Annotated in this window: 20 protein-coding genes and 2 pseudogenes; all 22 read right to left on the bottom strand. The window is 35.1% G+C overall.

Annotation, left to right across the window (positions count from 1 at the left end):
* Window positions 1-56: 56 nt before the first annotated feature.
* The 22 genes and pseudogenes from IGL90_RS05530 to IGL90_RS05425 all read right to left on the bottom strand — a co-directional run bounded on the left by IGL90_RS05530 (window position 57) and on the right by IGL90_RS05425 (window position 26,095).
* The gene (locus IGL90_RS05530) at window positions 57-506 is read right to left on the bottom strand and encodes a DUF5085 family protein (protein WP_048737027.1); all 450 of its coding nucleotides are present in this window, start codon (window positions 504-506) and stop codon (window positions 57-59) included.
* Between the two features lie 8 nt (window positions 507-514).
* Window positions 515-961: a hypothetical protein gene (locus IGL90_RS05525; protein WP_025189366.1), complete on the bottom strand. Its 447-nt coding sequence runs from the start codon at window positions 959-961 to the stop codon at window positions 515-517.
* Window positions 962-1,206: 245 nt separating this feature from the next.
* A complete protein-coding gene (locus tag IGL90_RS05520; protein ID WP_048737029.1) occupies window positions 1,207-1,917 on the bottom strand; it encodes a hypothetical protein in 711 nt (236 codons plus the stop codon).
* A pseudogene (locus IGL90_RS05515) lies at window positions 1,914-2,324 on the bottom strand (T7SS effector LXG polymorphic toxin); the annotation flags it as partial. The pseudogene IGL90_RS05515 and the gene IGL90_RS05520, both read right to left, overlap by 4 nt.
* 5 nt (window positions 2,325-2,329) lie before the next feature.
* A complete protein-coding gene (locus IGL90_RS05510; protein WP_048737479.1) occupies window positions 2,330-3,061 on the bottom strand; it encodes a hypothetical protein in 732 nt (243 codons plus the stop codon).
* A pseudogene (locus tag IGL90_RS05505) lies at window positions 3,049-4,329 on the bottom strand (T7SS effector LXG polymorphic toxin); the annotation flags it as partial. The gene IGL90_RS05510 and the pseudogene IGL90_RS05505, both read right to left, overlap by 13 nt.
* Window positions 4,330-4,343: 14 nt before the next feature.
* The gene (locus IGL90_RS05500; RefSeq protein ID WP_174078471.1) at window positions 4,344-5,060 is read right to left on the bottom strand and encodes a hypothetical protein; all 717 of its coding nucleotides are present in this window, start codon (window positions 5,058-5,060) and stop codon (window positions 4,344-4,346) included.
* The gene (locus IGL90_RS05495; protein ID WP_174078469.1) at window positions 5,048-5,746 is read right to left on the bottom strand and encodes a hypothetical protein; all 699 of its coding nucleotides are present in this window, start codon (window positions 5,744-5,746) and stop codon (window positions 5,048-5,050) included. Before IGL90_RS05495 ends, IGL90_RS05500 begins: the two co-directional genes overlap by 13 nt.
* A 25-nt stretch (window positions 5,747-5,771) precedes the next feature.
* Window positions 5,772-6,503 carry a hypothetical protein gene (locus IGL90_RS05490; protein WP_174078467.1) on the bottom strand — a complete coding sequence of 244 codons (732 nt, stop codon included), beginning with the start codon at window positions 6,501-6,503 and terminating at the stop codon, window positions 5,772-5,774.
* The gene (locus IGL90_RS05485) at window positions 6,491-8,029 is read right to left on the bottom strand and encodes a T7SS effector LXG polymorphic toxin (RefSeq protein WP_202250929.1); all 1,539 of its coding nucleotides are present in this window, start codon (window positions 8,027-8,029) and stop codon (window positions 6,491-6,493) included. Before IGL90_RS05485 ends, IGL90_RS05490 begins: the two co-directional genes overlap by 13 nt.
* Before the next feature lie 15 nt (window positions 8,030-8,044).
* Window positions 8,045-8,689 (bottom strand): DUF4176 domain-containing protein, encoded by a 645-nt coding sequence (locus tag IGL90_RS05480; RefSeq protein ID WP_048736899.1) that lies wholly within the window; start codon window positions 8,687-8,689, stop codon window positions 8,045-8,047.
* Between the two features lie 13 nt (window positions 8,690-8,702).
* Window positions 8,703-8,975 (bottom strand): hypothetical protein, encoded by a 273-nt coding sequence (locus tag IGL90_RS05475; RefSeq protein ID WP_002407019.1) that lies wholly within the window; start codon window positions 8,973-8,975, stop codon window positions 8,703-8,705.
* 19 nt (window positions 8,976-8,994) lie between these two features.
* Window positions 8,995-9,441, bottom strand: a complete 447-nt coding sequence (locus tag IGL90_RS05470) for a YwqH-like family protein (RefSeq protein ID WP_002361714.1) — start codon at window positions 9,439-9,441, stop codon at window positions 8,995-8,997.
* 12 nt (window positions 9,442-9,453) lie between these two features.
* Window positions 9,454-10,326 (bottom strand): DUF6232 family protein, encoded by an 873-nt coding sequence (locus IGL90_RS05465; protein ID WP_048736901.1) that lies wholly within the window; start codon window positions 10,324-10,326, stop codon window positions 9,454-9,456.
* A gap of 14 nt (window positions 10,327-10,340) precedes the next feature.
* Window positions 10,341-14,789: a type VII secretion protein EssC gene (gene essC / locus IGL90_RS05460; RefSeq protein WP_048736903.1), complete on the bottom strand. Its 4,449-nt coding sequence runs from the start codon at window positions 14,787-14,789 to the stop codon at window positions 10,341-10,343.
* Entirely contained in the window at window positions 14,770-15,942 is a 1,173-nt protein-coding gene (gene essB, locus IGL90_RS05455) for a type VII secretion protein EssB (RefSeq protein WP_048736905.1), read from the bottom strand. Before essB ends, essC begins: the two co-directional genes overlap by 20 nt.
* Entirely contained in the window at window positions 15,939-16,208 is a 270-nt protein-coding gene (locus IGL90_RS05450; protein WP_010712367.1) for an EsaB/YukD family protein, read from the bottom strand. Before IGL90_RS05450 ends, essB begins: the two co-directional genes overlap by 4 nt.
* 14 nt (window positions 16,209-16,222) lie before the next feature.
* Complete coding sequence (locus tag IGL90_RS05445; protein WP_016617250.1) at window positions 16,223-16,720, bottom strand: hypothetical protein; 498 nt, start codon at window positions 16,718-16,720, stop codon at window positions 16,223-16,225.
* Between the two features lie 2 nt (window positions 16,721-16,722).
* Window positions 16,723-20,199, bottom strand: a complete 3,477-nt coding sequence (gene esaA, locus IGL90_RS05440; RefSeq protein ID WP_048736907.1) for a type VII secretion protein EsaA — start codon at window positions 20,197-20,199, stop codon at window positions 16,723-16,725.
* Between the two features lie 27 nt (window positions 20,200-20,226).
* Window positions 20,227-20,520 carry a WXG100 family type VII secretion target gene (locus IGL90_RS05435; protein ID WP_002357798.1) on the bottom strand — a complete coding sequence of 98 codons (294 nt, stop codon included), beginning with the start codon at window positions 20,518-20,520 and terminating at the stop codon, window positions 20,227-20,229.
* Between the two features lie 413 nt (window positions 20,521-20,933).
* Window positions 20,934-21,641: a GntR family transcriptional regulator gene (locus IGL90_RS05430; protein ID WP_002357800.1), complete on the bottom strand. Its 708-nt coding sequence runs from the start codon at window positions 21,639-21,641 to the stop codon at window positions 20,934-20,936.
* A 206-nt stretch (window positions 21,642-21,847) separates the two neighbouring features.
* Entirely contained in the window at window positions 21,848-26,095 is a 4,248-nt protein-coding gene (locus tag IGL90_RS05425) for a 2-hydroxyacyl-CoA dehydratase (RefSeq protein ID WP_048736908.1), read from the bottom strand.
* Window positions 26,096-26,225 lie beyond the last annotated feature (130 nt).

The following is a 26,225-nucleotide window of genomic DNA, read 5'->3' as shown; positions in this document are numbered from 1 at the left end:
AATCAATAAAGTAGATACTAAAAAGTATCTACTTCAAAACTCTAATCAGTTCAAAACTATTTAACACCAATCATCAAATCAGTGTATACCTTATTATCTATTACTTGCGGACAATAGAAAATTGGTGAAACAATTGTCAAATCTTCCTGAACAACTATAGTGATTAACTCTTCTAATGCTTTAGAGAATTCAGATAGCTTATCGCCTTTTGCTCTAGTTGCTAACATCTTATTCACCTGAAAATAAGATTGGAAACGATATTCTGCTGGAATATTCTCTTGGCATTCTTCATTGACAGGTAAAAAAACTTGAATCAGCAATTCTTCTTCACGAATGTCAGAATTCATTGAATAGAAAAAGCTGTCTGATAAAGAATAATCTGCTTCAAAAATTGTTTCCAAAGCATCTTCTAAACAACGACCCATCTCCTCTGAAGTCGTTACATAATAACGACTGATGACATTTTGATAATGTAATGATTGTTTATAGCCAATTGTTTTTCTCATTTTTTCACCTACTCTTTTGTTGGGATTAAAACATCTACCCAATATTCATCATAAACTAAGGTCATTACCAACAATAATTTATCGTCAAATTCAATCTTTTGTTCCAGCAAGTAATCCGTCATTTCCTCAATATTAGCACCAAGTTCATCATCAAAAGGAATTCTTTTACGAACTAGATGATCATAATGAATATTTTCTACAGTAAAAATCTCGCCACTTTCAACTGGCTCATTCACAGGAATATAAAATTTATACGTTTGTTGTTCTTCACTTAATTCAGTTGGTTTTAGTTCAATCATTGTTGGTCCATTTTTATAAAAACCTTCTTCATAAGTTAATTCTTCTGATTGTAAAATTAAATCCACTAATTGATCTGTTGTTGCTCGTTTTTCAATATACACTAAATTGTTCATTTCCAATGATACTTTTTCAATCATCTTCTTCCCTCTTTTCATTAAATTAATTTCCTAAAATCGATCTATTTTTAAATTTTTCAATACCTACCAATTCCTTTGACTGAATCTTAGAAGGCTGGTTTTAAGCCTCCTGAGGTGCTTAGCCGAGTAAAGTCTTTGCCTTTTCTCATATATTTATCAATTCCGGTTAGTTTATCAAACTTACTCAACCATTTCTCGGCTTTTTTGCTGACTAAAGTGCCGTCTGACATTCGTTTAATTCTGGAAGAAATGTTTTTATGTTTTTATTTTTTTGTTTTCTTGTTCTTCATCATTTCAATTGAATTTCCATATGCAGAAACATCTTCATTTTTTTTGGTTTTCCAATATTCATATACTCGTTGAAAATCAAAAGTTACGAAAAATAGAACAACCATTACAATTAAACATGCTGCAAGAAAAAATAAATTTTCTTTTTCTGTAACATAAGAGATTATTGCTAATGATATCCCCAAAATACCAATAACGTTCGAAAAATAATTAGTAGCTGCAGCTATCAATTTAAGGTTATTTCGTTTCAACGACCACCAAACCAAAAGAGCATGTACAAGTAGCTCTAAAATCCATCCAATAAATATCACAATCATACCTACAACAAAGTTATGAAGCGGTCTATCTGTTATTAGAGATAACAATGCTATCCCGCTAAAAATTCCTAAAACGCCTGAAAAGTATACAACGAGAACTAAATATTTTTGTAGTTTTATCTTTTTAAATTGTATATAACTTATTCCGTTGATAAGAATCACTATCACAGAATATATTATTTGAAAATATAAAAACCCTTTATTTTCTGTGAAATCATTTTTATTCCCAATCGTTCCGTAAATTATCAATAGAAAAGTTAACGATATTCCATAACCTATCATAACTTTAATGAAGGACGCGTTTGAAAATAATAATTCTTTTTGCTTTTTAAAGTTATTTGGGACAAAATGCTTTATGATAGATTTCATTTAAACCACCCTGAAATTCCTTTTATCATTGAGTTCACTCCCTTTTTTGCTATATTAATTGCATTTGTTTTTTTCAAAATGAATTCAGCTCCCATACTAACTCCTATTCCTACACCAACAACTGCAGTTAATGATGCAGTTGCTGGTAATGCAGCAACAAAAAAGCCGACAGTCGCTGTCACAACTGCAACCTTTCCGACATCCACCAATGCACCGCCAACTTTACTTGCGGTAATTTCATGCCCTTTCAATCCGTCTTTTCTGGCTTGTTTCTCACTCTTGCTTATTCCTTGCACAACCTCCACAGCACCTGCCGCTATGTTTAATCCGGGAATAATTTTTCCTGCACCTTTTGCATTGATTAATGCTTTGGCACCTTTCACAACACTGTTAATCTCAAAACTTATAGTAGTTACTGCTTTTTATTTTCCTTATTCTTCATCATCTCAATTGAATTTCCATATGCAGATTTGTTTAAATCAATCGATGGTATTTTCTTCCAATATCGTATTACACGAGGAAAATGGAAAATTCCAATATTCATAAGTATAGATATTGTGATAGAAAATGCTATAAAAAACAATGAGCTATTATCCAATATCTTTGCTAAAAGAAGAATTAATAATCCGAAAATGCCAATAAAGTTCATACAATAATTTGCGTATTTATCTCGAATGCTCAGATTATTTTTTTTCAAGGAGATGAAAGTTAAAACAAAATTATTAACAACCTGCAAAAATAGACAACTAAAAACAAGAATAAGCTCCCATATAAATACATTAGTTGTGTTATCTGATAATGATGCTGTAAATGCACACAAAATTATTAAAAATAACATATCTAACGCATAAATAAATACAGCTAAATATTTTTGCAGCTTTTTTATTTTAAATAACATTAAACATACAACATCTAATATTAGTAATTGCATAATTATCTTTAAAAAGTTTAAAATAAACTGATTGGTTTCATCTGTTATGGTTCCCGAAGATCTTCCAGACCACCTACCTAAAAGCCAAAATAAAAGCAAAAATATATATCCACTTCCTGACAGTAAAAATGATTTATTTGTATACTCCTTTAAACTATATTTTTTATAATTCATTGGAATAAAATTTTTAAAAATACTTTTTATTTGAACCATCCAGACACCCCTTTTACCATTGAATTTATTCCAGATTTTAAAGAATTAGTTACTTTCCATTTCTTATCTGCATAATTAATTGCTCCTGAGACCGCAATTCCAGTTAAAACCACACCCACAACAGGAGCGCCAAAAAATCCTGCTACAGCACCAGCCGCTCCTATCGCCGCCGTTGTCACCGCCACTTTCCCGACATCCACCAATGCACCGCCAACTTTACTTGCGGTAATTTCTTGCCCTTTCAATCCGTCTTTTCTGGCTTGTTTCTCACTCTTGCTTATTCCTTGCACAACCTCCACAGCACCTGCCGCTATGTTTAATCCGGGAATAATTTTTCCTGCACCTTTTGCATTGATTAATGCTTTGGCATCTTTCACAACACCGTTAACGCCAAAAGAAACCCCTTTCTTTAACGATTTACCCATTGATTTTAGAGTTCCCTTTGCGACTCCTTTAATACTTGCTTTACTAAAAGCTTCACCAGATTCTCTTAGAATAGACTTCTTATCTACTAAATCTAATTTGCCTAATAATTTATCTCCTAGTTTAGTAAATTCCTTTGCGGTCCCCGATGCAGTGATACTTAATGACCGGTGACCTTTTGGCACATAATCCTCAATATCTGCTAATTGATCTAATTTTTTTAGCCAGCCTTTTGCTCGTCTCATTACCAATTTTCCATTTGGCAGACGTTTGATACGACTAGAAATGTATAATTTTTTCATATGGTTTATATATTTTTTTCCTGAAACAACACCTTTTGCTATCGCATGATTAATTAATTTATCTAGTTCGTCTAACTTTTCTTCTGTTAAATTACCATCCATAGCCATTAAAATTGGATGGTCTTTTTCAAAAGCAAGTCTATCTTTTTCTTCTTCCTGGACTTTTTTATGCGCTTCTTTTATTTCATTTTTAAATGTTTTATCCGTAAATATTGCCAATGATTTGAGATTGCTATAGCTTAATCCTCCGAATTTCGTGATTTGACTAGATTGTTGGGCTAGTTTGTCTTTGACAGTACTGCCTGCTTTGTATTCGTTAAAGGTATCCATGCCTTTCAGTGTTTTCGTCAAGACTTTCTTAGCCTCTTCCATTTTTTTATTAAATTGATTGGATGGTGCGGAAATAGGGACGATATGTGCCACAGAACTGTAGATGTTGCTAATTTTCTTATCTAATTTCGCAAAATTTGATAACGGTGTTGAAAATTTTCCTTTCGCTTCATTTAAGGCATCTGTATCAATGATGGCTGATTCACTTAATTCTGGAAGAAATGTTTCTATTTTTTTGTTTTCTTGTTCTTCATCATTTCAATGGAATTGCCATATATAGAGGCATTTTCATTCTTTGGTTCTTTTTTCCAGTATCTAAGAACTCTTGGAAAGTGAAAGGTCGCAAGTATTTGTAGCGTTGCAATTAGAAACACCATGCCTGTATATGCATAAGTAAAATTATTAATCACTTTACTCACAAAGAAAAATATAATCCCTGCTATTGATAGGCTATTCATAAAGTAGTTTGCATATTTATCTCGTATTTTAAAATGTGAAGTTTTCACTGATTTCCATACTAAGACTGTATTTATAAGAACGCCAATAATCCATAGTAAGTTACTTCCAACCATCCCTAATTTTAAATCAGAAACTGGATTATTTGTCATTGATGCACCTATTGCCATAATTATATAGAACATTAAGATACAAGTAATATACGGAATTATAATTACAAATTTTTGTAGTTTCTCCTTTCTAAACAAAACCAAACCTACAAGATTAGCACATATAGTTCCATAGGATAAATATATGAGTTTATCATTCAAGCTAGTATTTAGTGTTTCTTTCATATCAAGTGAAATAGAGAAAAGAAATAAAATTCCTAATATAAAGACAAATGCACCTATAATGCTAAGGAAGGACTTACTGGTAAAGGATTTTCTTGATACCTTTTTGTAAGTACTCGGGATAAAATTTTTCAACATTTCTTTTATTTGAACCATGCAGATACTCCTTTTACCATTGAATTAATAGCTTTCTTAGCCATATTTGTAGCACCTGTTCTTTTATTTATCTCTTCTAATCCAGCAGAAATAGCAATTCCACCTAGAACTACAGCCCATACTGGGCCACCTGCCACCGCAATTGCACTTCCTACTGTTCCAATAACCGCCGTTGTCACCGCCACTTTCCCGACATCCACCAATGCACCGCCAACTTTACTTGCGGTAATTTCATGCCCTTTCAATCCGTCTTTTCTGGCTTGTTTTTCACTCTTGCTGATTCCTTGAACGACATCTACAGCTCCTAAAGCTATGTTCAACCCTGGCACAATTTTTCCTGCGCCTTTAGCCTTAACTAAGGCCTTGGCATCTTTCACGACACCGTTAATCCCAAAACTTACGCTTTTTTTCAACGCACCACCAGCACTCTTTAAAGTTCCTTTGCCAATTCCTTTAACTGATTCTTTGAATGCTTGTTTTGATCCTTTTAATACAACATTTTTATCCACTAACTTCAATTTATCTAGTAATGAATCACCTAAATCAGTAAACTGTTTTAAGCCTCCTGAGGTGCTTAGTCGAGTAAAGTCTTTGCCTTTTCTCATATATTTATCAATTCCGGTTAGTTTATCAAACTTACTCAACCATTTCCCGGCTTTTTTGATGACTAAAGTACCGTCTGACATTCGTTTAATTCTGGAAGAAATATAGCTATTTTTTTGTTTTCTTGTTCTTCATCATTTCAATGGAATTACCATATGCAGATTTGTTTAAGTCAATCTCTGGTGGTTTCTTCCAATATCGTATTACGCGAGGGAAATGGAAAATTCCAACACATAAAAAACTACTTATTGCCATTAACATTCCAGTATGAAGAAGATTTTCATTATTTATTTGAGTTGCTAAAACAATCAAAATACCACCTATTATTGTTATCAAATTTATATAGTAATTGGCTCCTTTATCTCGAATAGACAAATTTGATTTAGACAGCGAAATACTCACCAGTATAAAATTATATAGAACCTCTATAGTTACAAGAATGATTACAAAAAACAATTTAAAGATAAAAGTTTCATAAGACCCATTCACTAAAGAAGTTAATAAAGCGACTATACATACACAAAAGAACATTCCCGAAAAATACAAACCTAAAGCAAAATATTTCTGAAATTCAATTTTTTTATCAAATAAAAGAAAGCCAATGATATTAAATAAAATAATTAATATCATTAAGTACGAAAAAGTATTGATAAAACTATTAGATGCCTTAGATATAACTCCTTCTGAATTTCCTGCCCACTTACCCACTAACCAAAAAATAAGAAAGGAAAAATAAGATCCTACAACAATCAAAAAAGATTTTTTTGTATATATTTTTTTGCTAGTTTTTTTATAAAAGTTTGGAAGGAAGTCTTTAAAGATTTCTTTTATTTGAACCATCCAGACACTCCTTTTATCATTGAATTAACTCCTGATTTAAGTTTTTTAGTTACTTTCCATTTAGAATCTACATAATTAACTAGTGAACCCGCAACTATGCCTGCTACTACAACACCCCATACTGGTGCTGTAGCCAAAGCTGCCCCAGCCGCTCCTATCGCCGCCGTTGTCACCGCCACTTTCCCGACATCCACCAATGCACCGCCAACTTTACTTGCGGTAATTTCTTGCCCTTTCAATCCGTCTTTTCTGGCTTGCTTCTCACTCTTGCTTATTCCTTGCACAACCTCCACAGCACCTGCCGCTATGTTTAATCCGGGAATAATTTTTCCTGCACCTTTTGCATTGATTAATGCTTTGGCATCTTTCACAACACCGTTAACGCCAAAAGAAACCCCTTTCTTTAACGATTTACCCATTGATTTTAGAGTTCCCTTTGCGACTCCTTTAATACTTGCTTTACTAAAAGCTTCACCAGATTCTCTTAGAATAGACTTCTTATCTACTAAATCTAATTTGCCTAATAATTTATCTCCTAGTTTAGTAAATTCCTTTGCGGTCCCCGATGCAGTGATACTTAATGACCGGTGACCTTTTGGCACATAATCCTCAATATCTGCTAATTGATCTAATTTTTTTAGCCAGCCTTTTGCTCGTCTCATTACCAATTTTCCATTTGGCAGACGTTTGATACGACTAGAAATGTATAATTTTTTCATATGGTTTATATATTTTTTTCCTGAAACAACACCTTTTGCTATCGCATGATTAATTAATTTATCTAGTTCGTCTAACTTTTCTTCTGTTAAATTACCATCCATAGCCATTAAAATTGGATGGTCTTTTTCAAAAGCAAGTCTATCTTTTTCTTCTTCCTGGACTTTTTTATGCGCTTCTTTTATTTCATTTTTAAATGTTTTATCCGTAAATATTTCCAATGATTTAGGATTGGTATAGCTTAATCCTCCGACGTTCGTGATTTGGCTGGATTGTTTGGCTAGTTTGTCTTTGACAGTACTGCCTGCTTTGCGTCCATTAAAAGTGTCCATGCCTTTCAGCGTTTCCGTCAAGACTTTCTTAGCCTCTTCCATTTTTTTATTAAATTGATTGGATGGTGCGGAAATAGGGACGATATGTGCCACAGAACTGTAGATGTTGCTAATTTTCTTATCTAATTTCGCAAAATTTGATAACGGTGTTGAAAATTTTCCTTTTGCTTCATTTAAGGCGTCTGTATCAATGATGGCTGAGTCACTATTTTCCTTCACACTAGCTTTAAAATCACTAATTGTTTTTTCCATTTCTTGTGCTATTGTATGTAAAAGATCATAATAATTGGTTAGCATCGGTAGTTGGTAATTACCAATTTCACCATTAATAGCTGTTTTGACTTTTCCAGATAAAGCATCACTTCCTTGGACTGTTTTCCAATCTCTTTTGGCACGATTGATTTCTGCTTGTAGTTTATTTCTGGAAGAAGTAATTTTGTTTTTAGCTTCCATTACTTCACGCATATTAATTTTCATTTGCCCACCTCCTCATTAGACATACGTACACGAATATTTTTCATCTTGCGCCAATTGTTTTCTCAAAACTTCAAAAGTAAACTTTTCCCCGTACGCATTAGTAGGCCCTTCTGAAATAACTCGTTTTACCATGACCGAGTTAAAATAAATTGGCTCCACCTCTGCTTGTAATCCAAATGGCCATAAAGTTCCTACGTAATCAATCATCATTTGCGTTTCTGGAATGGTTAATTTTCTCCCTTGAACAGAAACAAATAAACCTAATTCATCTGTAGTAAAAAGCGCTTTAACATCTTCGGTTAATAATTCTTCATCTAATTCGACAATGGTTCCAATTGGATAGATTTCTGTAAAAATTGTATCAACGAAACCCATAAATCGTTTAAATTGTGGCACGGTCAATACAACTTGTTTTTTTAACCAAGCAAAAGTGACTCTTTCCTCTTCATAATCAAAACTAATATGAATAATCGCGCCAATTCTTGGTTTATGTTCATAACTTGTGGTTTGATTGAGGAAACTTTGATAAATATTTTGAGCTAATTGGGGTTGACCGCCCAAAATTAAACCGAGTTCGTTTATAGTGTCCTTTGTTATTTCTCCAGTCAGGTTACTACTTTCTAAAGTAGCCACCCACAACTCCTTTTGTTGTTGATTCATTTTTCTTCACTCCTTATTGACTAATTTTCATAGTAGCAGCTCCCGCTTTATCATCATTGGCTTTATTTTTTCCGGCAGCAATCATTTTATTGGTGCTTCCTTTTGCAAATTCTTTGTAACTTTCTAGAGAAGAATTGATTTGCTCTATCATTGTTTTGAATTCTGTAAAAGGTCGAGCATTTGTTTGAGAAAAAGATACAGTTTTCATTTTGCCAATTCCCGAAATTGTGCTGTTTGCTTTATTGACAGATTGCATCCATTCCGATAAATTTACACCGCTTTTCATTATTTTTTTCACTCCTTTATTAAGAATCCAAACTCATTGCTATTGATAATAGTGCCGAAATTTGTGAATTTAATGAACTGATTGTCATGGCTTCACGTTGCGCTTCTTCTTGTAAGTTAGACAATTTCCGTTGAAACGTTTGTAAATTTTCTTGATTTTTTGTGGCATATTTTGATAAATCACTATCTACTTTTCTAACTTTTTCATTATACTTATTCCGTCGTGTGCCTTTAAAATTACTTCCAGAAATACTCTTTAACTGACTAGAAACGGTTGATTTCAATTGATGAATACTAAGAATCTCTCGACTTAATTCACGAATTGCTTTTTCTAATTCTCGAATTTTCTGATCAATTTGATTTTTGTTGGCTTGTGCCGTGTTGACCTGACTACTTAAATGACTGGCTTCAGCACGCTTTCCGGCTGCCAGTGCTCTTTTTTGCGCTTTTATTGCTTCATCACTCATGAGGTTCCTCCTTTACCGAATCCCTAAAATCGTTGAAATCACTTGAGCCAATACACCACTAGCGGTATTTAAAAATAGATTAGACGTAAAAATTTTCCGATTCATTTTAATGATTGTCTCAAATTGTTTTGCGTCTTTTTCTTCAACAGCTTTTAGCACTTGCCTGTTGACTTGTTTTGTTTCGTCTTCATTTTTCAATGAAGTGATGACTGCTTTAAAATTAGCTTCAAGTACCGGCCAATCATAAACAGGTTGTTCATTTTTTTGATGATTCTGGTTGCCAAATGTCGAATGATGAATAGTACTATCTGTGATATCCCCAACAGTAGTTGACGAATGTTCTTCATGATTATTCGAATGCATTGTATTGCCTTGTTGAATCCCTGTGTTTAGGTTGGCCTGGTTGCCATGAATCACATGGTGATTTCCTTGAATAATTTTTTGTTCCGCAATATTGATTTCTGAATACATATTTTTGTGATTGAATGCTGCTTCAACTGCATTACGGACTTTGTTTAAAAATTCAGCATCTTGAAAATAAAGGGAGTAATTATCTCCAGAATTTAGTTGAAAGATTAAATATTCTTTATTACTTTGATGTCTTTGATAAACCATATAGATATACAATCCTGTCAATCCCATAATAATTAAACTAATCCAACGTAATCCTTCAAACCGAATAGTTCCAAAAGCTAAAACAAAAATGCTTATCGCCATCACAGGAATTCTCATCCGCTTAGTTCCAGCATATATTCTGGAAATGTTACTTAATTGTAAAGTTAGATGATCAAACCTTAAAATGTTATCTTTGATAATAAAATTATTTGTTTCAATTTCTTCTTCGCTCTTTTTCATATCAATTAATTTTGACAATTCATTATTCATAATTCCACTCCTTTTTATTCACTTACTAACTTCACCCGCATTGCTGTTCGACCTTCAAAGAAATGAGATTCATCCAATTCCACGGCAGGTTCATTATAATCACTTTTCGTTTTAACAAAGCTTTGGTCTGCGAGTCTGGTACCAACCATACCCGCTGGGATATTAGCACGTAATAATTTATCGGCATCATTAAAACTGTTTTCCAATAATTTTTGATTGGTTTGGAAAATAAAATACATCGCGACTTGGCTACCTTTTTTCAGTAGGATATTTAGGTTTTCAGCACTAATAAAGGATTTTTCGACAAATTGTTGCGCTTCGGGAATATAAATCAACATCGGTTCATACTCACTAATCATTTGTCGTTGTTCAATTTCCTGTAATAATTCATTGACAAAGCTTCCATATTCAGTTCCTGCGATCACTGTATCAAAGCTATCTGCATAACCGCCAAAACGGTCACTATGGTTAAAGATAATCCGTTCGGCACGCCCTCTAAAATGCTTCATGTCTTCGATAATCACTTTTTCAACAGATTCATTTTGTTGTGGTGTATCATCACCAATCACAAAATAACCATGTTCCGTTGGTTTGAAGCCCACTATGTTAGTCGTTTCTTTATCAAAGGCAATAGGGAACTCCATATTTTCCAGCATTTGTTGAGCGTGTGGATGATTGTATAGATTCGCCATAGCGATTGTTTTCGGTAACATTGGAATTGGTAGTGGTCGTTCACCGCCCCATTTTTGGTTCATCTTTTCAATTTCTTGTTCTAAACGGTTTAAACGAGCGATATCATTTTCCCCTTCTGTTGGTAGATAGATTTGAATTTCTTGCGGCTGTTCCAATTTCACTTGTGCACGTCCCATAATTTCTTGTGGAATCAAAGCTTCTCGTCCAACAACATCACAAATCGCATCTTCTTCTACTAAATACAAACCGATATGTGTTGGGATATTACTTGTCATACTCATTTTAAAGCTATTTGTTCTTAAGACCGTAATAATGGTATACAAGCCAACACTTGCTCCTTCTCGTAGCAATTGATTTAAAACAGATTCAATTGGATCTTCTAATGGGCTTTCTTTGACTGCATCAAACCCATCTACAATCGTAACAATCACTGGTAATTTCTGTCCTGATTTTTCTTCGTATTGATTTAAACTAGCAACACCGTATTCAGTAAAGGCATCTTTACGCTCTTGAATTTCTTTACGAATTCGTTTTAAGAATTTAACCAATTTTTCCTCTTCTTCCAAACGGACTAAATCAGCAACGTGTGGTAATTTTTTCAATGGTAACAACCCATTTGTACCAAAATCAAACAAATTAAATTGAACTTGTTCTGGTGTATTTTTACGAGCAAGGTTCATTACTAGGGTTTGCAAAGCTGTTGATTTACCGAACCCCGGTGAACCATATAAGGCAGTATGATTTAATTCGTGCAAACCGAAATTGAAATTGACTTGTTCTTGTTTTGCTGGAATATCCATAAAACCAAAAGGAACAGAAAGTTCTCGTTGTTCTTGCCATTGCGTTTTAAAAAGTGGTGAAACAATTTCTGTTGCTAATGGAGGTAACCAAGGTTTCTCTGGTAAAGTTGCTTGACTTTCTTCCGCATGCTTGGCAATTTCTTCAACAATTGCGTCTAATTGTGTTAACTCTTCCTCCGTTTTAATAGAAATCTCTTCTTCTTCGGAAAGGTCGGCAGTTAATAATTCGTATTGTCCTAATTGATTAATTGACCAAATCCTTTCATCCACTTTTTCTTCCTTGGTAGCGAATGGATCATAGTTAGCACCACTCCAAGCAGATTGGAATAATTCGTAAATTTCATTATTCCCTACTTGCAAATAAGCACGACCCGGTTGAGTAATACTAGCAGCATCTGGGGTTTTAATAATCTCATTGGAATCATTGGCGTCAGCAACTTTTAATGCCAGCTTAAACCGTGAGTTTGACCAGATTTGGTCATCCACTACGCCGCTTGGTTTTTGTGTCGCTAAAATTAAATGTACACCTAACGAACGACCAATCCGTGCAGTAGAGACAAGTTCTGCCATAAAATCTGGTTCATTGGCTTTTAATTCAGCAAATTCATCACTGATTAAAAATAAATGGGGTAAGGGCTCACTTGGATAGTTTTTCTTTTCTTCTGGGTCAGTAATTTCTTTTCCTTGTTTATATAATTTCGTATAACCATTGATGTGGTTAACCCCGTATTCTCCAAATTTTCGTTGCCGTTTTTGTAGTTCTGCACGAATACTTTGTAATGCTCTAGCTGAACTAGCTCCATCTAAGTTAGTAATCGAACCCAACAAATGAGGTAATTTTGCAAATAAGTTAGCCATTCCGCCTCCTTTAAAATCAATAGGTAAAAAACCTACATCTTCTGGAGCAAAATTAACAGCTAATGACAACATATAACTTTGAACGATTTCAGACTTACCAGAGCCAGTCGTTCCTGCGACAAGTCCATGCGGTCCATGGGCACGTTCATGTAAGTTCAAGTAAACAATGTCATCTTTGCCACGAACGCCAAGAGGAACTGCTAAAGACTTAGAAGTATCGGCTCTTTGCCAACGGTCTGTTACATTTAAATCCTTTATTTCCTTTACATCATATAATTCTAAAAAGTCAATTGCTTCAGGAATAGCATTTTTCTCCACTTCCACATGCTGCAAATTCGCCAAGCGCTGAATCGCATAAGCAAGCGGATATGCACTCGGTAAATGATTAGGAACGAAGTTTTGGTTCACATATTTATTATTTTGATTAATTAAAGTCGCCGCTTCACTACTTTGATACTCAATCAGTGTAGTTGTCGTTTCTGGTAACATATTTAAAGCATCTTTTCCCCAAATAACTGTCACACCATATTGACTCATATCTTCAGCTAAAAATTCATTTAAGCCATGCCCTGACAACCAGCTTTCCTCTAAAATCGACAGAATATACTGTGGTTGAAAGTGAACTTTTTCATTGCCGGCTTCGCGCACTTGTTGTCGACGTTTCGTAATCATTTGATAGAAAGAATTTAAAACCATATCCCTTGTTTGAGGATCATGAACAATCCCACGCAAATTCAGGCTGCGGATTTTGACGTGTGGCAACCAACGCCAAGAATGCCAATCTTTCTGATAATCTTCCTCTGGTACTAAAGTAACAAACTCTACGTCACGATAGGAATGTAAAACAGACACTTGAAATAACAACGTTTGAATGGCTGTCCTTAAAACAGCAGGTGTTCCCGCCAATCCTAAGGTTTGTCCCATTAGTGGTACAACAATCGGCGCCTTTTCTAATTGTTTATATGGCCATACTAATTGTTCTTCAGCTTCTTGACTTAGTGAATCATCTTCCGTTGACTGATAATTTGTCGTAAAACTTGAAGAAATTTCACCAACCCCTAAGCGAACTGTCAAAAAATCTTCATTAGTCATCATGCGTTCATATATTCGCGCATGATACTCTTTTGTCATTAAGGCTAATTCGTTCATGGCAGGATTCATATATTCCAAGGCCTCTTTTTGTTCTTGTTGCAGTATACTTAAATGAGCTTTCTCTTGTATTAAATATTGTTCGTAGCTATTTGTCCGTTCGATATTCTTTTGCTTTGTTTCTTTTTTATTGGTGAAATAACTAGAGACTGAAAAACCAGCCGTCAATAAACTCGCTCCGCCCATACTAAGCATCATAATTGGATTGCCCCCACTTAAAAAGCTTGTTGCGCCACTCAAAACGACCATTCCTAAAGGTGGGACAATCGTCCGTAACAGTTCATTTTTACCTTCTGTTTGCTTGGCTTTTGGGGCAGCAATTTCTATTTGTTTTTTTGGCTCCTTCAAGTGAATCCGTGGACTTCGTCGAAATGACGGGAAATCGACAGGATATTCTGGAATAACCTCCTCTTCTACAATTTGCCAAGGATTCAGGGAATATGTAGCTCCTAGACTTGTTAACTTTAATTGTTTTTCCCGAACTTCAATGATTAAGCCATTGACAACTAATTGATCACCGACTGCAAAAGCATAGCTTCCTTTTTCAACTAAATAATGATTGTAGTAAATCGTATCTTCTCCGGGATAAATCGTTGCTGTATATTCCCCAGTTTCTGATGTTAGTGTAATATTGATGATGGCATCTGTTTCTAATGAAATCGCAGCATTTTTGGCAGAGGCAATTAAAAAATCTTTCTGTGGTTTATTGGTGGTGACAGTAATCAATTCTTCGTGGGGAAAAACAGAAAAATTTTCAGCAGAATCAAAGGTTTCACCATTACAGAATAATTCTTCATTTTCGTAAAAAAATAATTGTTGATTGATTGAAACACTTGGGTTTTTAGCCGTAATTTGACGGTGAAGAAGTTGGGGACCAAAATAAAAAATGTCAAAATAAATCATGCTAGATGTATGAATTTGATCATTCACAGAGACCAATTTTTTACTGATTTTCGTTGTCATCCGTTTTTCCTCCCAAGATTTTCATGTATTTATCAATGGCTTCTTCATATTTTTTTAACAATGCTTGTTTTTTCTCGCCGTTCATTTTGTTATTGGCTTTGGTTGCATCATATAATTTTGTATAGGCATGTAATATATATTGGTTATCGCCTAAATTTTGGGCAATATCTAATGATTTTTCAAAGTCTCCTTTGCCAATATAAATCCAATAAAGTAAGGTATTTTCACTAGATTTTTGAGATAAATTATTTAAAATTGCTGTTTTTTGTTCATTTGATAAATTATCTAGTTGGACAGAACTAACAGCAGCAACATACTTAGCTCCTATCGGTAATTCTTCTGGTGTATCTTCTTTTAATGTTTTTGTAACACTTGCATAGTCATTAGAAATATACTGCGCTTCTGCCAAACTCACTCGCTCTTGGGCTGGTAATTTTTTTAAGACATAAATCCCTGTTGTAGTTGCAAAAAGTAGCGTTAAAGCCAATAACACTAAGCTGGCCCATTTAAAGGTTAAATAACTTTTTTTACTCACTAATTTGGTTTCTGCTTCACGCTTGGCTTTTTGACGAATGATTTGTTCACCAATGATTTGCTCAATTTCATTGATTGTTTTCGCCTCTTGTAATTGTTTAGATAGCGTATCTTTCAGGGTGCCATTCCCTTGAATCAATTGTTCATACTCATACTTTGGATGTAAGATTGCTAAAATCAGCGCTCGATATTGTTTAAAAAATTCTCTTTCATCTGCTGAATAAGGCACAATGACCTGCATAAAACCACGATGAGCAATTAATAATTCTTCTCCCAAGATATAGATGTTTTCTGGATGAATAAAGGGTTGGACCGGCGTACCTAAGAAATCAACCAAATAATGAACTCTTTGCGCTAACAATAATCGCTCATATTGATCCATTTTTTTTATCGCTTGTAAAATGGATTGCATATATTGATCCTTATGGTATTGAATCACTAACGCTTCTTCCGTTGCTTGTATTATTTTTCCCGATAAAAATCCACGACTTGATTTTAAAAATTGTTGAAACTGTTCTAGTCTTTCTAACTGATATTGATTTGCTTGTAATGTCACTTGAACATATTCTTTTGTTGCTTCTAACGTGATTGTCTCTGAAATATCCTTTAACTCGCTCATCCATGTGTCTCCTTTATAATTTCTTTTACTACTAGTTGGTCGCCATTCCCTAATGGATAATCTGCAATTAATTGATTATCAGCTAAATGAATTGGTTTATTCAAAACAACCAATTCAAATGATGCTGGCAAACGGTTTGGCAACAGCTCAAACGATTCGAGTAACAATTCTTTTAAACGTGCAACTGATACCTGATTAGGGATTTGCAAATCAATAATTTGATTCGACACATGTAAGCCGATACCAATCGATGTTCTTTTGTTCATGTTTCTTTCACTCCTTAATTTCCGCTTTGTGCACGATGATATGAAAAACGGTTTCCTAGAAAAACACCAACGAATAAAATAACTATACTTCCTAAAAAAATACCACTGTACAACCAAAAGTTTATGGATATTTCTCGGTGAACCTCAAGAGATTCAACGCTTTCAGGAGAAGTGACCGTTGCCGTCTCTTTGAACAGAAAAGGCCTTACCTTTTTATCAACTGCTAATGTTTTTGCATTCTGTTCTGTCCTAAATACATCATTTTTTGCTTCGTTGACAACCCTCGCTTTACTTTGATTGACTTCTTTTTCTTTCTCTTCTTTTATCGGCAAAAACAAATCTGGAATAATGAAATTCACTTCTACGTTTTTTTTCTGCTGATTGTCTTGGTAGATCACTTGATTATTTATTTTTAAAGCGCCTACTTCTTCTGCTTTTGTTTTTGTTGATGACAATGACAAATAGAGCATATTAACACTTAAAACAATCACTATTTTTATTAATTTTCTCATGGCTATTCCTCCGGTCGTACAAACAAGTTAAGGACAACACCTAAAACAAGTAAAACGATTAAAATAAGGTAACTAACCCAACTAATTTGTATCCCATTTACTAAAGCAGTAAAGCCATTTTGGATATTTTGAAGCGGCGATAAACGATAGAGCCAATTGCTTAATGAGCCTACCTTTGTTGCAATGCCTAATAAAGGTGTCAACATGAAAAATAACCCCAGCATAGCTCCATAAACATATAAAGTAAGTTTTTTAAATTGGCGCAAACAAGCACAAACCAAAAGTGCACCGCTAGCAAATACTAAGAAACTATAGATAAACCAAGCGAATCGATTTATTTGAGATACATTGAACACCAGTAGAAGTGAAAAGACACTTCCAAACAAAATAACCGTAATCAAGAGTAATAACAGATTTGGTATATTTTGCCAAACTCTGGTTGGTTCAACCAACGCATCCGCTACAGTAACTGTTCTTTTCTTCATAAAGCCTTGGAAAGTTAGCGCAATAACGAATGTTAAAATACTAACAATCAAGGTAGCGTAATAGGGAATTAAAGAGACTTGTCGTGTTTCGCCAAAGATTCCTTCTCCTTGAATTGGGCTCGCAAGGAAACTAAATACCCGTGGATTATCAGCACCGCCGTCTCTTGTATTAGCCAATACTTTTTCAAATGTTTTGGCATACTCTTCATTTTCTTTGGTTGTTTTCTTTGACTCATCAATTGAATCATTTAAGTTTGCTAAAATATTTTGCGCATGATCTTGAACTTTGGTTGTTGAGGCTTTCAATTCTTTGATAGTCGGGGCAACATCTTTGACTTTGGCTGCTGAATCAGCTGTTGTTAGACTAGTTTCTTTCGTTGTTTGCATTAACGTTTGCATCATTTTAACTAAATTTTCTGTTTCTACATCTAAAGTGCTGGTTTGATTTTCTTCTGGATGTGGATTTCTTTCATCAATTACAGAAGTAGCTCCCACTTTTCCAGCTTCTTGCCAAGTAGCATATGTCGCATTGACTTGTTTTGTTGCTTCATCAAACCATGTATTTAATTTCTCTGCTTCTCGTAATAATTTTTCAGGGACCGTCATTAAATTTAATGTTCCGTAAAGTGTTGTAGGTCGTCCGTCTGTATTTTGACCTGTCTCAGTACCAATTAATTGTTTTAATTGATTAATTTGTTCATCTGTTTCTCGATATAATTGATTTCCTGTTTTTTTATATTCGTCTAATAATTTATCTGTAATCATCATGGTTTGCTCGTTTTCAGTGATATTGTCGTACATCCAGTAAATGGATGTCTCACCTGCTAACTCTTCAATTGTTTTATCCTGATTTTCAGGAGCGGTTAACATTGCTGCATACTCTTGAATAGATAGACTTTGATTAGGCGTACCATATAAAGTCACAATTTGTTGTGATACAGTATCTAAAAGTTGAAATTGCTTCATAATTTCAGGAATATCGGTTACTAATGGTTGGTCCATTGCAATATACACAGCAAACGAACGTGCATTTTGAAGCTCATTATTTACCCGCCAAGAATAATTGATCTGATTAAATGCTGTTTTTTGTTGTTCTGGTGTCAGTTGCCAAACCATTGGTAAGTCAATTGTTAAAGAAAGTTTTTCTGGAAGTGGGGGCAAATCATTTGCTGGCTCAGTTACTTTTTCAGATTCATCTTCGGATTCTTCTGCCAACTCTTCTTGCGTATTTTCTTCGTCCACTTCATCATTCTCAGGAATCTCAGCTTGTATTTTCACTGGTTTGGTAATTGTTAGCTGTGTTGGGGTAATTGCTGAAATATCAATGCTGTAACCTGCACCTGCTAACTGCTGATTCAAAGATGTTTTAATTGTTTGAACTTTTGAATCATCTAAAATAAATGACAATTCGCAATTTTGTGTATTGGTTTGTCGTAATGAAATAACCGACTCTTGATTTGTCGCTAGTGAAAAAGTTACTTTTTCTTGTGGAATCGCTATAGTATCTTCATGAAGTTGTTTAGGTTCCAAATACATAAAGCGGCTTGAATTGGTGAAATCAAGTTCATGTTGTTCTGCATATCGCTGAATAATTTGTAACTCATCACGGAAAAGATTGCCTTGTTCAACTGAAATCCTATTATTCATTTCTAATTCACTAACGAGTCTTTCTAAACTTACAAAAGAAATTTCACTTAGTGATTCTTCCAATCTTTCCTGATAATTTTTATCTAAGTTAGGTATATTTTCTTTTTCGTTCGTAATTAACTGAATAATCGCTTGCTTAATTTGAGTGTCTGTTGCTATCTCAGGTGTTGCTTCAAGATCATTATAATATGTAGCCGCAATTTGCTTTTTTAACGCAGTTAATTGTTCTACTTGCATATGTAGTTCTGCGATTTCTTTTTGTAGTTCGCCAATGCGATTGCTTTGTGTTTCTTGAAATAATTTAGATTCTGATAAAAAGTCAGCATAAATCCCTGAGCCTCCTTGTTCACTTGGTGTGTAGAAGGAGCTAAACTGATTGATTACCGTTCCATTTAGTTGATCGAATTGTTGTTTGTATACTGTCGTGTCACTTTCCCATTGATTAGTCAATTCTTGTTTTTGTCTCTCAAACTGTTCATTAAATTGTGCAATTGATTTTTTTATTTTTTCATTTGCTTCTTTCGAATACTCACCCACTGATTTTTTCGTATCTTCCGTTGTCTTACTAGTTGATTCTAAGCTCTGATTATTGCTTTCTAATAAGGTTTGTACTGATTTTACAAACGCTTCTTGCTCGTTTGTAAATAATTTATTGTCCTCATCTAAAATACTAGCCGTACTTAATACTGTCGTATAATTCATGGGAATTTCTTTAAATGGTTGCTGAATTGTTTCTTCTAATTGATTTTGATACAGCAACTGCGTATCAGTAATTTGGTTAACGTTTTGTTGTGCGATAACTAAATTTCCAACAATACTGGAAAAATACATCTGAATTACGCGTTGGTTAAAATCTTTCAAAATAGTATTTACTTTGTCTTGAATTGCTTGATTGGTCAATTCATTTTGTCCGTCTCGCACTTGGTATTCAACAGAAGCCTGCTCTGGACTAACAGCTTGTAGTGACAATAATTTCTCCGAAAAATCTTGCGGAATAATAATTTGGGCATCGAATTGTCCATTTTCAACCCCAGATGTTGCGATATTCCGAGTCGTTGTTTCCCATCGATTAGCTGTATCTTTGTTAATTAATGTGACAAAATCAGAACCTAATGCATAACGTTTTCCTTCAAAACTTGCGCCTTTATCTTCATTAACTAATGCGTACTGCATCTTTGTTGTCTGATCTTTGCTACTTCGAGTCACGTTCTCATCTTTAAACCCTAAATGAATGAAAAAAAGTAATAACAAGAAAGTTGCTCCAATTGCTAAGGCAAAAGGGATACCTTTTTTTATTTTCCCTTCCATTATCTTCTCTCCTTTAGAAAAAGCGCTAGTGCAATTCATTGCGCTAGCGCTTCAATCTTTGATCAATTAAAAGCCAAATGATCCTGCATCTTGACGGTCACGTTCTGCGACAGTGTCTGCATATTTGTTTAATTGTTGATTAATACTAATCAATAATTCTTCCATCTGTTTGACATTACCTTCCAATTGATTGTACTGTTCCAGATACGCTTGAAATGCTTGCCCTTTCCATTGTTGTGAAATTTGTTGGTTCATTGAATTCACTTTACGAATTGCATCTTGAATTTGAGACGATGCTTGCGAATATACTTTCGCTTGTGATTTCAGTTGTTCTGGTGTTACAGCAATTGATCCTGCCATAAGTAATCCCTCCACATTTTTTATAGTTTTATTACCTGTTACAAATATTATAACTATATATAAAAAATATAGTCAACAACTATTTAAAAATATACGTATTCGCATAAAAATAATTATAACAATAAAATAAACAAATAAAAATACTTAAAAACAACATTTAAAAACCACCCAAATCAATATTTACCAAAATAAAAACAAAAATAACCAATAAATAAAAATTATTTAAAAAATATTTAAATAAAATTTTAAAAAATAAATAAATTCCACTAAATCGTTATTTTTTAACGTCAGATAAATTAATAAGTAAATATGCATTTTATTAAAAAAACAATTTATTTCTTTAGAAAAAAATTAAAAGATAGGAAAACTTATCACATTGATAAGTTTTCCTATCTTTTATTCATTCTTTTTCTCTACTTCTCTAAATAAAACTCAAATCGACTTCCTGCATACTGCGTACGAACATATTCAAAAGGTAGTCCGTTTTCAAAATAGGATACTTGGCGCACACGCAGAATCGCATCGCCTCGTTTAATCTCTAAATATTCTGCGATCTGTTCCGATGCTTGAACAGCAGAGATTGTTTGGTTAGAATGGCCAATTTTGTGGCCAGATTTGGCTTCAAGTGTTTTATAAAAAGAGTTCGTGATTTCAGATTTGCCATATTGCGAGACCAATGAATAAGGAATACTCGCCACCTCAAAACAAATCGGAATGTCATCCGCAAAACGAATTCTTTCCATTCGTAAAATTGAATCTTCTGGACCTAGTTGTAATTTTTCCATCTCACTAGAACTAGGTTTCGCTACAAAATAAGACACCGTCCGACTAGAAGGAACGCGATTTTGAGACAAGGTAATTTCTGTAAAACTAGTGGTACCTGTCATTGTTTCTTGAACTTTCTTACGTGCTACATATGTTCCTGAACCAATTTTTCGTTCTAAAATCCCTTCGTCTGCTAAAGTCTGGATGGCTTGGCGTAAGGTCATTCGACTAACATCAAATTTCAAGGCTAATTCTCGCTCAGAGGGCAAACGATCCCCGATACTCCAGACACCTTTTTCAATATCTTCTTTGATTTTATCGTGAATTTGAATATAAATTGGTATATTTTGAACCATTTACGCTTCCTCCTCTTCGTTCATCTCCTCTTCTATTATAACTGGTATAGACCGTGTAAACAACCAAAAAATGATAAATAAAAGAGGAATTGGAATTTTTATCAAAGTTGGTCTAGTTGCATGCTTTCTTTTTATAACAAAAACATTTGGCTTAGTCAGTAAAAAGTGACCAAGTCAAATGTTTTTAAACGAATTTCTATTAGTTATTATCTTTTTACATTTTCTTCTTTCAACAACTTGTTCGCTGTGGCCATCATCAAACGGATTCGGTTCAACTGATTAACCAAAGATACCCCTGGATCATAATCCACCGCCGCAATGTTTGCTTGCGGATATTGACGTCGTAGCTCTTTCACGACCCCTTTTCCAACAATATGGTTTGGTAAACATCCAAACGGCTGCATACAAACGATGTTATTCACCTCGTGTTTTAAGAGCTCAATCATTTCAGCTGTTAAAAACCAACCTTCACCCGTATGATTGCCAATTGATAAAATTTTACTTGCGTCTGCTGCCATATCATAAATGGAATGAATACCATCAAAACGGACCGATTTTCTCAATGCCTTATCCATTGGTTTTTCTACCAATTCAATGATTTTTATCGCAAATTCTGCTAAACGTTTGCTTTGTTTTGACATGCCCATATTTTCGTATTTCCAAATTTGATTGTACAAAGAATAGTTCATAAAGCCAACAATATCTGGCACAACTGCTTCAGCACCTTCTTCTTCTAGCAAACGCACAATATCATTATTCGCTGTCGGCGAATATTTCACTAAAATTTCCCCGACCACACCGACTTTTGGTTTTTTTATCTCTTGTAAAGGAATTTCATCAAACGTCCGAATAATTTTTTTCATGAAGTGATTAAATTGTGTCAGCGAACCATTCCGGACATTGGCTTCCACTCTTTTTAGCCAATCTTGGTGCAGTTGATCCACCATTCCTTTTTCTGTTTCATAAGGTCTTGTTCGATAAACTACTCGTTCGAATAAGTCACCATATAAAAAGGCAACCACTAAGCGTTTGATCATTGGCAACGTAAATTTAAATCCTGGATTGGATTCGACCCCTTTATTGCCCATCGAAACTGAAACTACAGGAACTTGAGAAAAACCAGCATCATTTAAGGCTTTTCGTAATAAGGGAATGTAATTCGTTGCGCGACAACCGCCCCCTGTTTGCGTCATTAAGACACTGACATTATCCAAATCATATTGACCACTTTCCAAAGCTTCGACTAGTTGTCCGATAGAAATAATTGCTGGGTAACACGCATCATTATTGACATATTTTAACCCGACATTCACGGCTTCTTTATCCTGCGCAGGCAAACAGACGACATGATACCCAGAAGCTTGTAATGCTACATCGACTAATCCAGATTGATGAATCGGGCTAAGCATTGGTAACAGTAAGGTATGTGTTTTTTTCATTTGTTTTGTAAACACAATTTTCTCCGGCTCTTCCATTTGCATATGCGGAACAAACTGTTGCTTCTCCCGCTCATTGACAGCCGCTTTCAAGGAGCGCAACCGAATACGAATTGCGCCCAAATTCGCACCTTCATCGATTTTGAGGACTGTATAAATTTTGCCAGACCGATCCATGATTTCTTCTACTTGATCGGTTGTCACAGCATCTAAGCCGCAACCAAAGGAATTCAGTTGGACAAGTTCTAAATTTTTCGTCTTAGCCACTACTTTAGCCGCCGCATATAAGCGAGAATGATAAACCCATTGATTCACCACACGTAAATTCTGCACGTCTCCAAGATGCGAGATACTGTCTTCTGTCAAGACATGGAATCCTTCCTGTGTAATGACTTCGGCAATGCCGTGATTAATTTCTGGATCCAAGTGATACGGTCGTCCCGATAAGACAATTCCTCTCTGGCCTTTTTCAGTTAACATGGCTAACGTTTCTTCGCCTTTTTCTTGAATTTCTTTTTTAAAGGCTGCTAATTCTTGATAACCATGATGCAGCGCTGTTTGAATTTCTTCTAGGGAAATCCCTAAATCAGCAAAATTTTCAGCTAAAACTTTGGCAACTGCAGCTTCATTCGCTAAATTAAGATAGGGATTTCGATAATCCACTTGGCCCTCTCTGATGGCATCCACATTATTTCGAATAACATCTGGGTAGCTTTGCACAATTGGACAATTAAAATGATTATCTGCTTCCACTGTTTCTTGCTGTTCAAAAACAACACCAGGATAAAAGATAATTGGCACTTGCGCATCAATTAATGCTTGAATATGTCCATGCGCCATTTTCGCTGGGTAACAAACCGTATCACTGGGAATCGTTTCAAGGCCTTGTTCATAGATTTGTTTATTAGAACGTGGCGATAATTCAACCCGAAAGCCTAAGTCAGTAAAAAATGTATGCCACAAAGGATAATTTTCATACATGTTTAGGACTCTAGGGATACCCAAGCGCCCACGAAACGCTTTATTTTCCCGCAAAGGTCGGTACTTAAATAACTTGCGGTACTTATAATCAACCAAATTCACTTTGCGTTCTTCTCGTTTAATTTTAATTCGCGCACCACGTTCACAGCGATTTCCCGTAATAAATTGGCGCCCATCCGAAAACACTGTGACCGTTAATTGACAATTGTTTTCACACAAGCCGCAATGAGTAAATTCCTTTTCAGAGGTAAATGCCGCTAACTCTTCTAAAGAAAGAAGCGTGGTTTCTTCCCCAATTTCATAAGCATCCAAAGCAATCAGCGCTGCCCCATAGGCCCCCATCAAACCAGCAATAGATGGACGAACCACTTCACGACCGCTAATTTTTTCAAAAGCTCTCAAGACCGCTTCATTGTAAAATGTTCCTCCCTGGCAGACAATCTTTTCTCCCAACTCTTCAGGTCGGCGAACCTTAATGACTTTATAAATGGCATTTTTGATGACTGAATAAGATAGTCCAGCAGAAATATCGCCGACAGAGGCCCCTTCTTTTTGAACTTGTTTCACTTTTGAGTTCATAAAAACAGTACACCGAGAACCTAAATCAACAGGCGCTTGCGATTCTAAAGCCGCCAAAGCAAAATCCTTCACATTATATTTTAAAGATTGCGCAAAGGTTTCGATAAAGGAACCGCACCCAGAAGAACAAGCTTCATTTAATTGAATCGAGGAAAGCACGCCATTTTTAATGGTCATCGCTTTCATATCTTGTCCTCCGATATCCAAAATAAAATCCACACCTGGCTGAAAATGGTTGGCTGCTTTGTAATGGGCCATCGTTTCAACTTCACCAATATCGACTTTTAACGCATTTTTTATTAGCTGTTCTCCATATCCTGTAACAGCCGCTTTTCCGATAAAAACTTCTTCAGGCAGTTGTTGATAAAGTGATTTCAGTACTGTCATGGTGGTTTCTAAAGGTTGCCCTTGGTTATTACCATAAAAAGAAAACAACAAATGACCATCTTCATCAATCAATGTGACTTTTGTCGTTGTAGAGCCTGCATCAATCCCTAAAAAGGTCACGCCAGTATGTTGAGATAAAGGTTTCTCCGTTGCTTGAGCTTGCGCGTGTCTTTCTCGAAAATCTGCCAAATCTTCTGCGCTGTTAAATAACGGTGGTAACGTGTCGCTCGGCTGTAAATCAGTAGCCTGGCTGTTCACTAAGCGCTGAATTAATTCTTCCAATGTACATTCGGCTGCATCTTCTGAATAAAGTGCTGCACCCATTGCTACAAACAGTTGCGGTTGTTCTGGAAAAATAACATCTTCTGGCTGAATTGCTAAGGTTTCAATAAACCGTTTTCTCAATTCTGACATGAAAAATAAGGGTCCCCCTAAAAACGCTACTTTACCTTTAATTTTGCGACCAGCAGCTAACCCAGCGATTGTTTGATTAACTACCGCTTGAAAAATACTCGCCGCGATATCTTCTTTCGCTGCTCCTTCATTGATTAAAGGTTGAACATCCGTTTTGGCAAAAACCCCACAGCGGGAAGCAATCGGATAAATAGTTTGATAATTCTTCGCCAATTCATTCACTCCATTGGCATCCGTTTTAAGTAAAACAGCCATTTGATCGATGAAGGCGCCTGTCCCACCTGCACAACTACCATTCATTCGTTGCTCTAAAGCACCATCAAAAAAAGTGATTTTTGCATCTTCTCCGCCAAGTTCAATAGCAACATCCGTTTCTGGGATTATTGTTTCAACAGTTCGTGTACACGCGATAACCTCTTGAACAAAAGGAATCCCTAATACCTCAGCCAGCCCCATACCACCAGAGCCAGTTATGCTCATTGTCACAGGTTGGTCTGCACCGATCCTTGATAGTCCTTCTTTTAAAATGCGTTCCGTTGCTGCTTTGACATCTGAAAAATGGCGTTCATATTTTGTAAAAATAGGCTGATTTTGTTTATTTAAAAATACTAATTTTACTGTCGTTGACCCAACATCAATCCCTGCTCTCATAACCATCAATTAAAATACCCCTTCATTTCCCAACAGTTTGTTGATTATTATACAAACTGTTTGTTATAATAGATATACCTATTTTAGAAAGGTTCTAAATGATTTGCAACAAGCAATTTACCCTATTTTGTGAGAT

The organism is Enterococcus sp. DIV1307a, from assembly GCF_050537425.1.
Lineage (GTDB): Bacteria > Bacillota > Bacilli > Lactobacillales > Enterococcaceae > Enterococcus > Enterococcus faecalis.
Note: the sequence above shows the minus strand (reverse complement) of the source record. Positions and strands in the feature narration are given on the sequence as shown.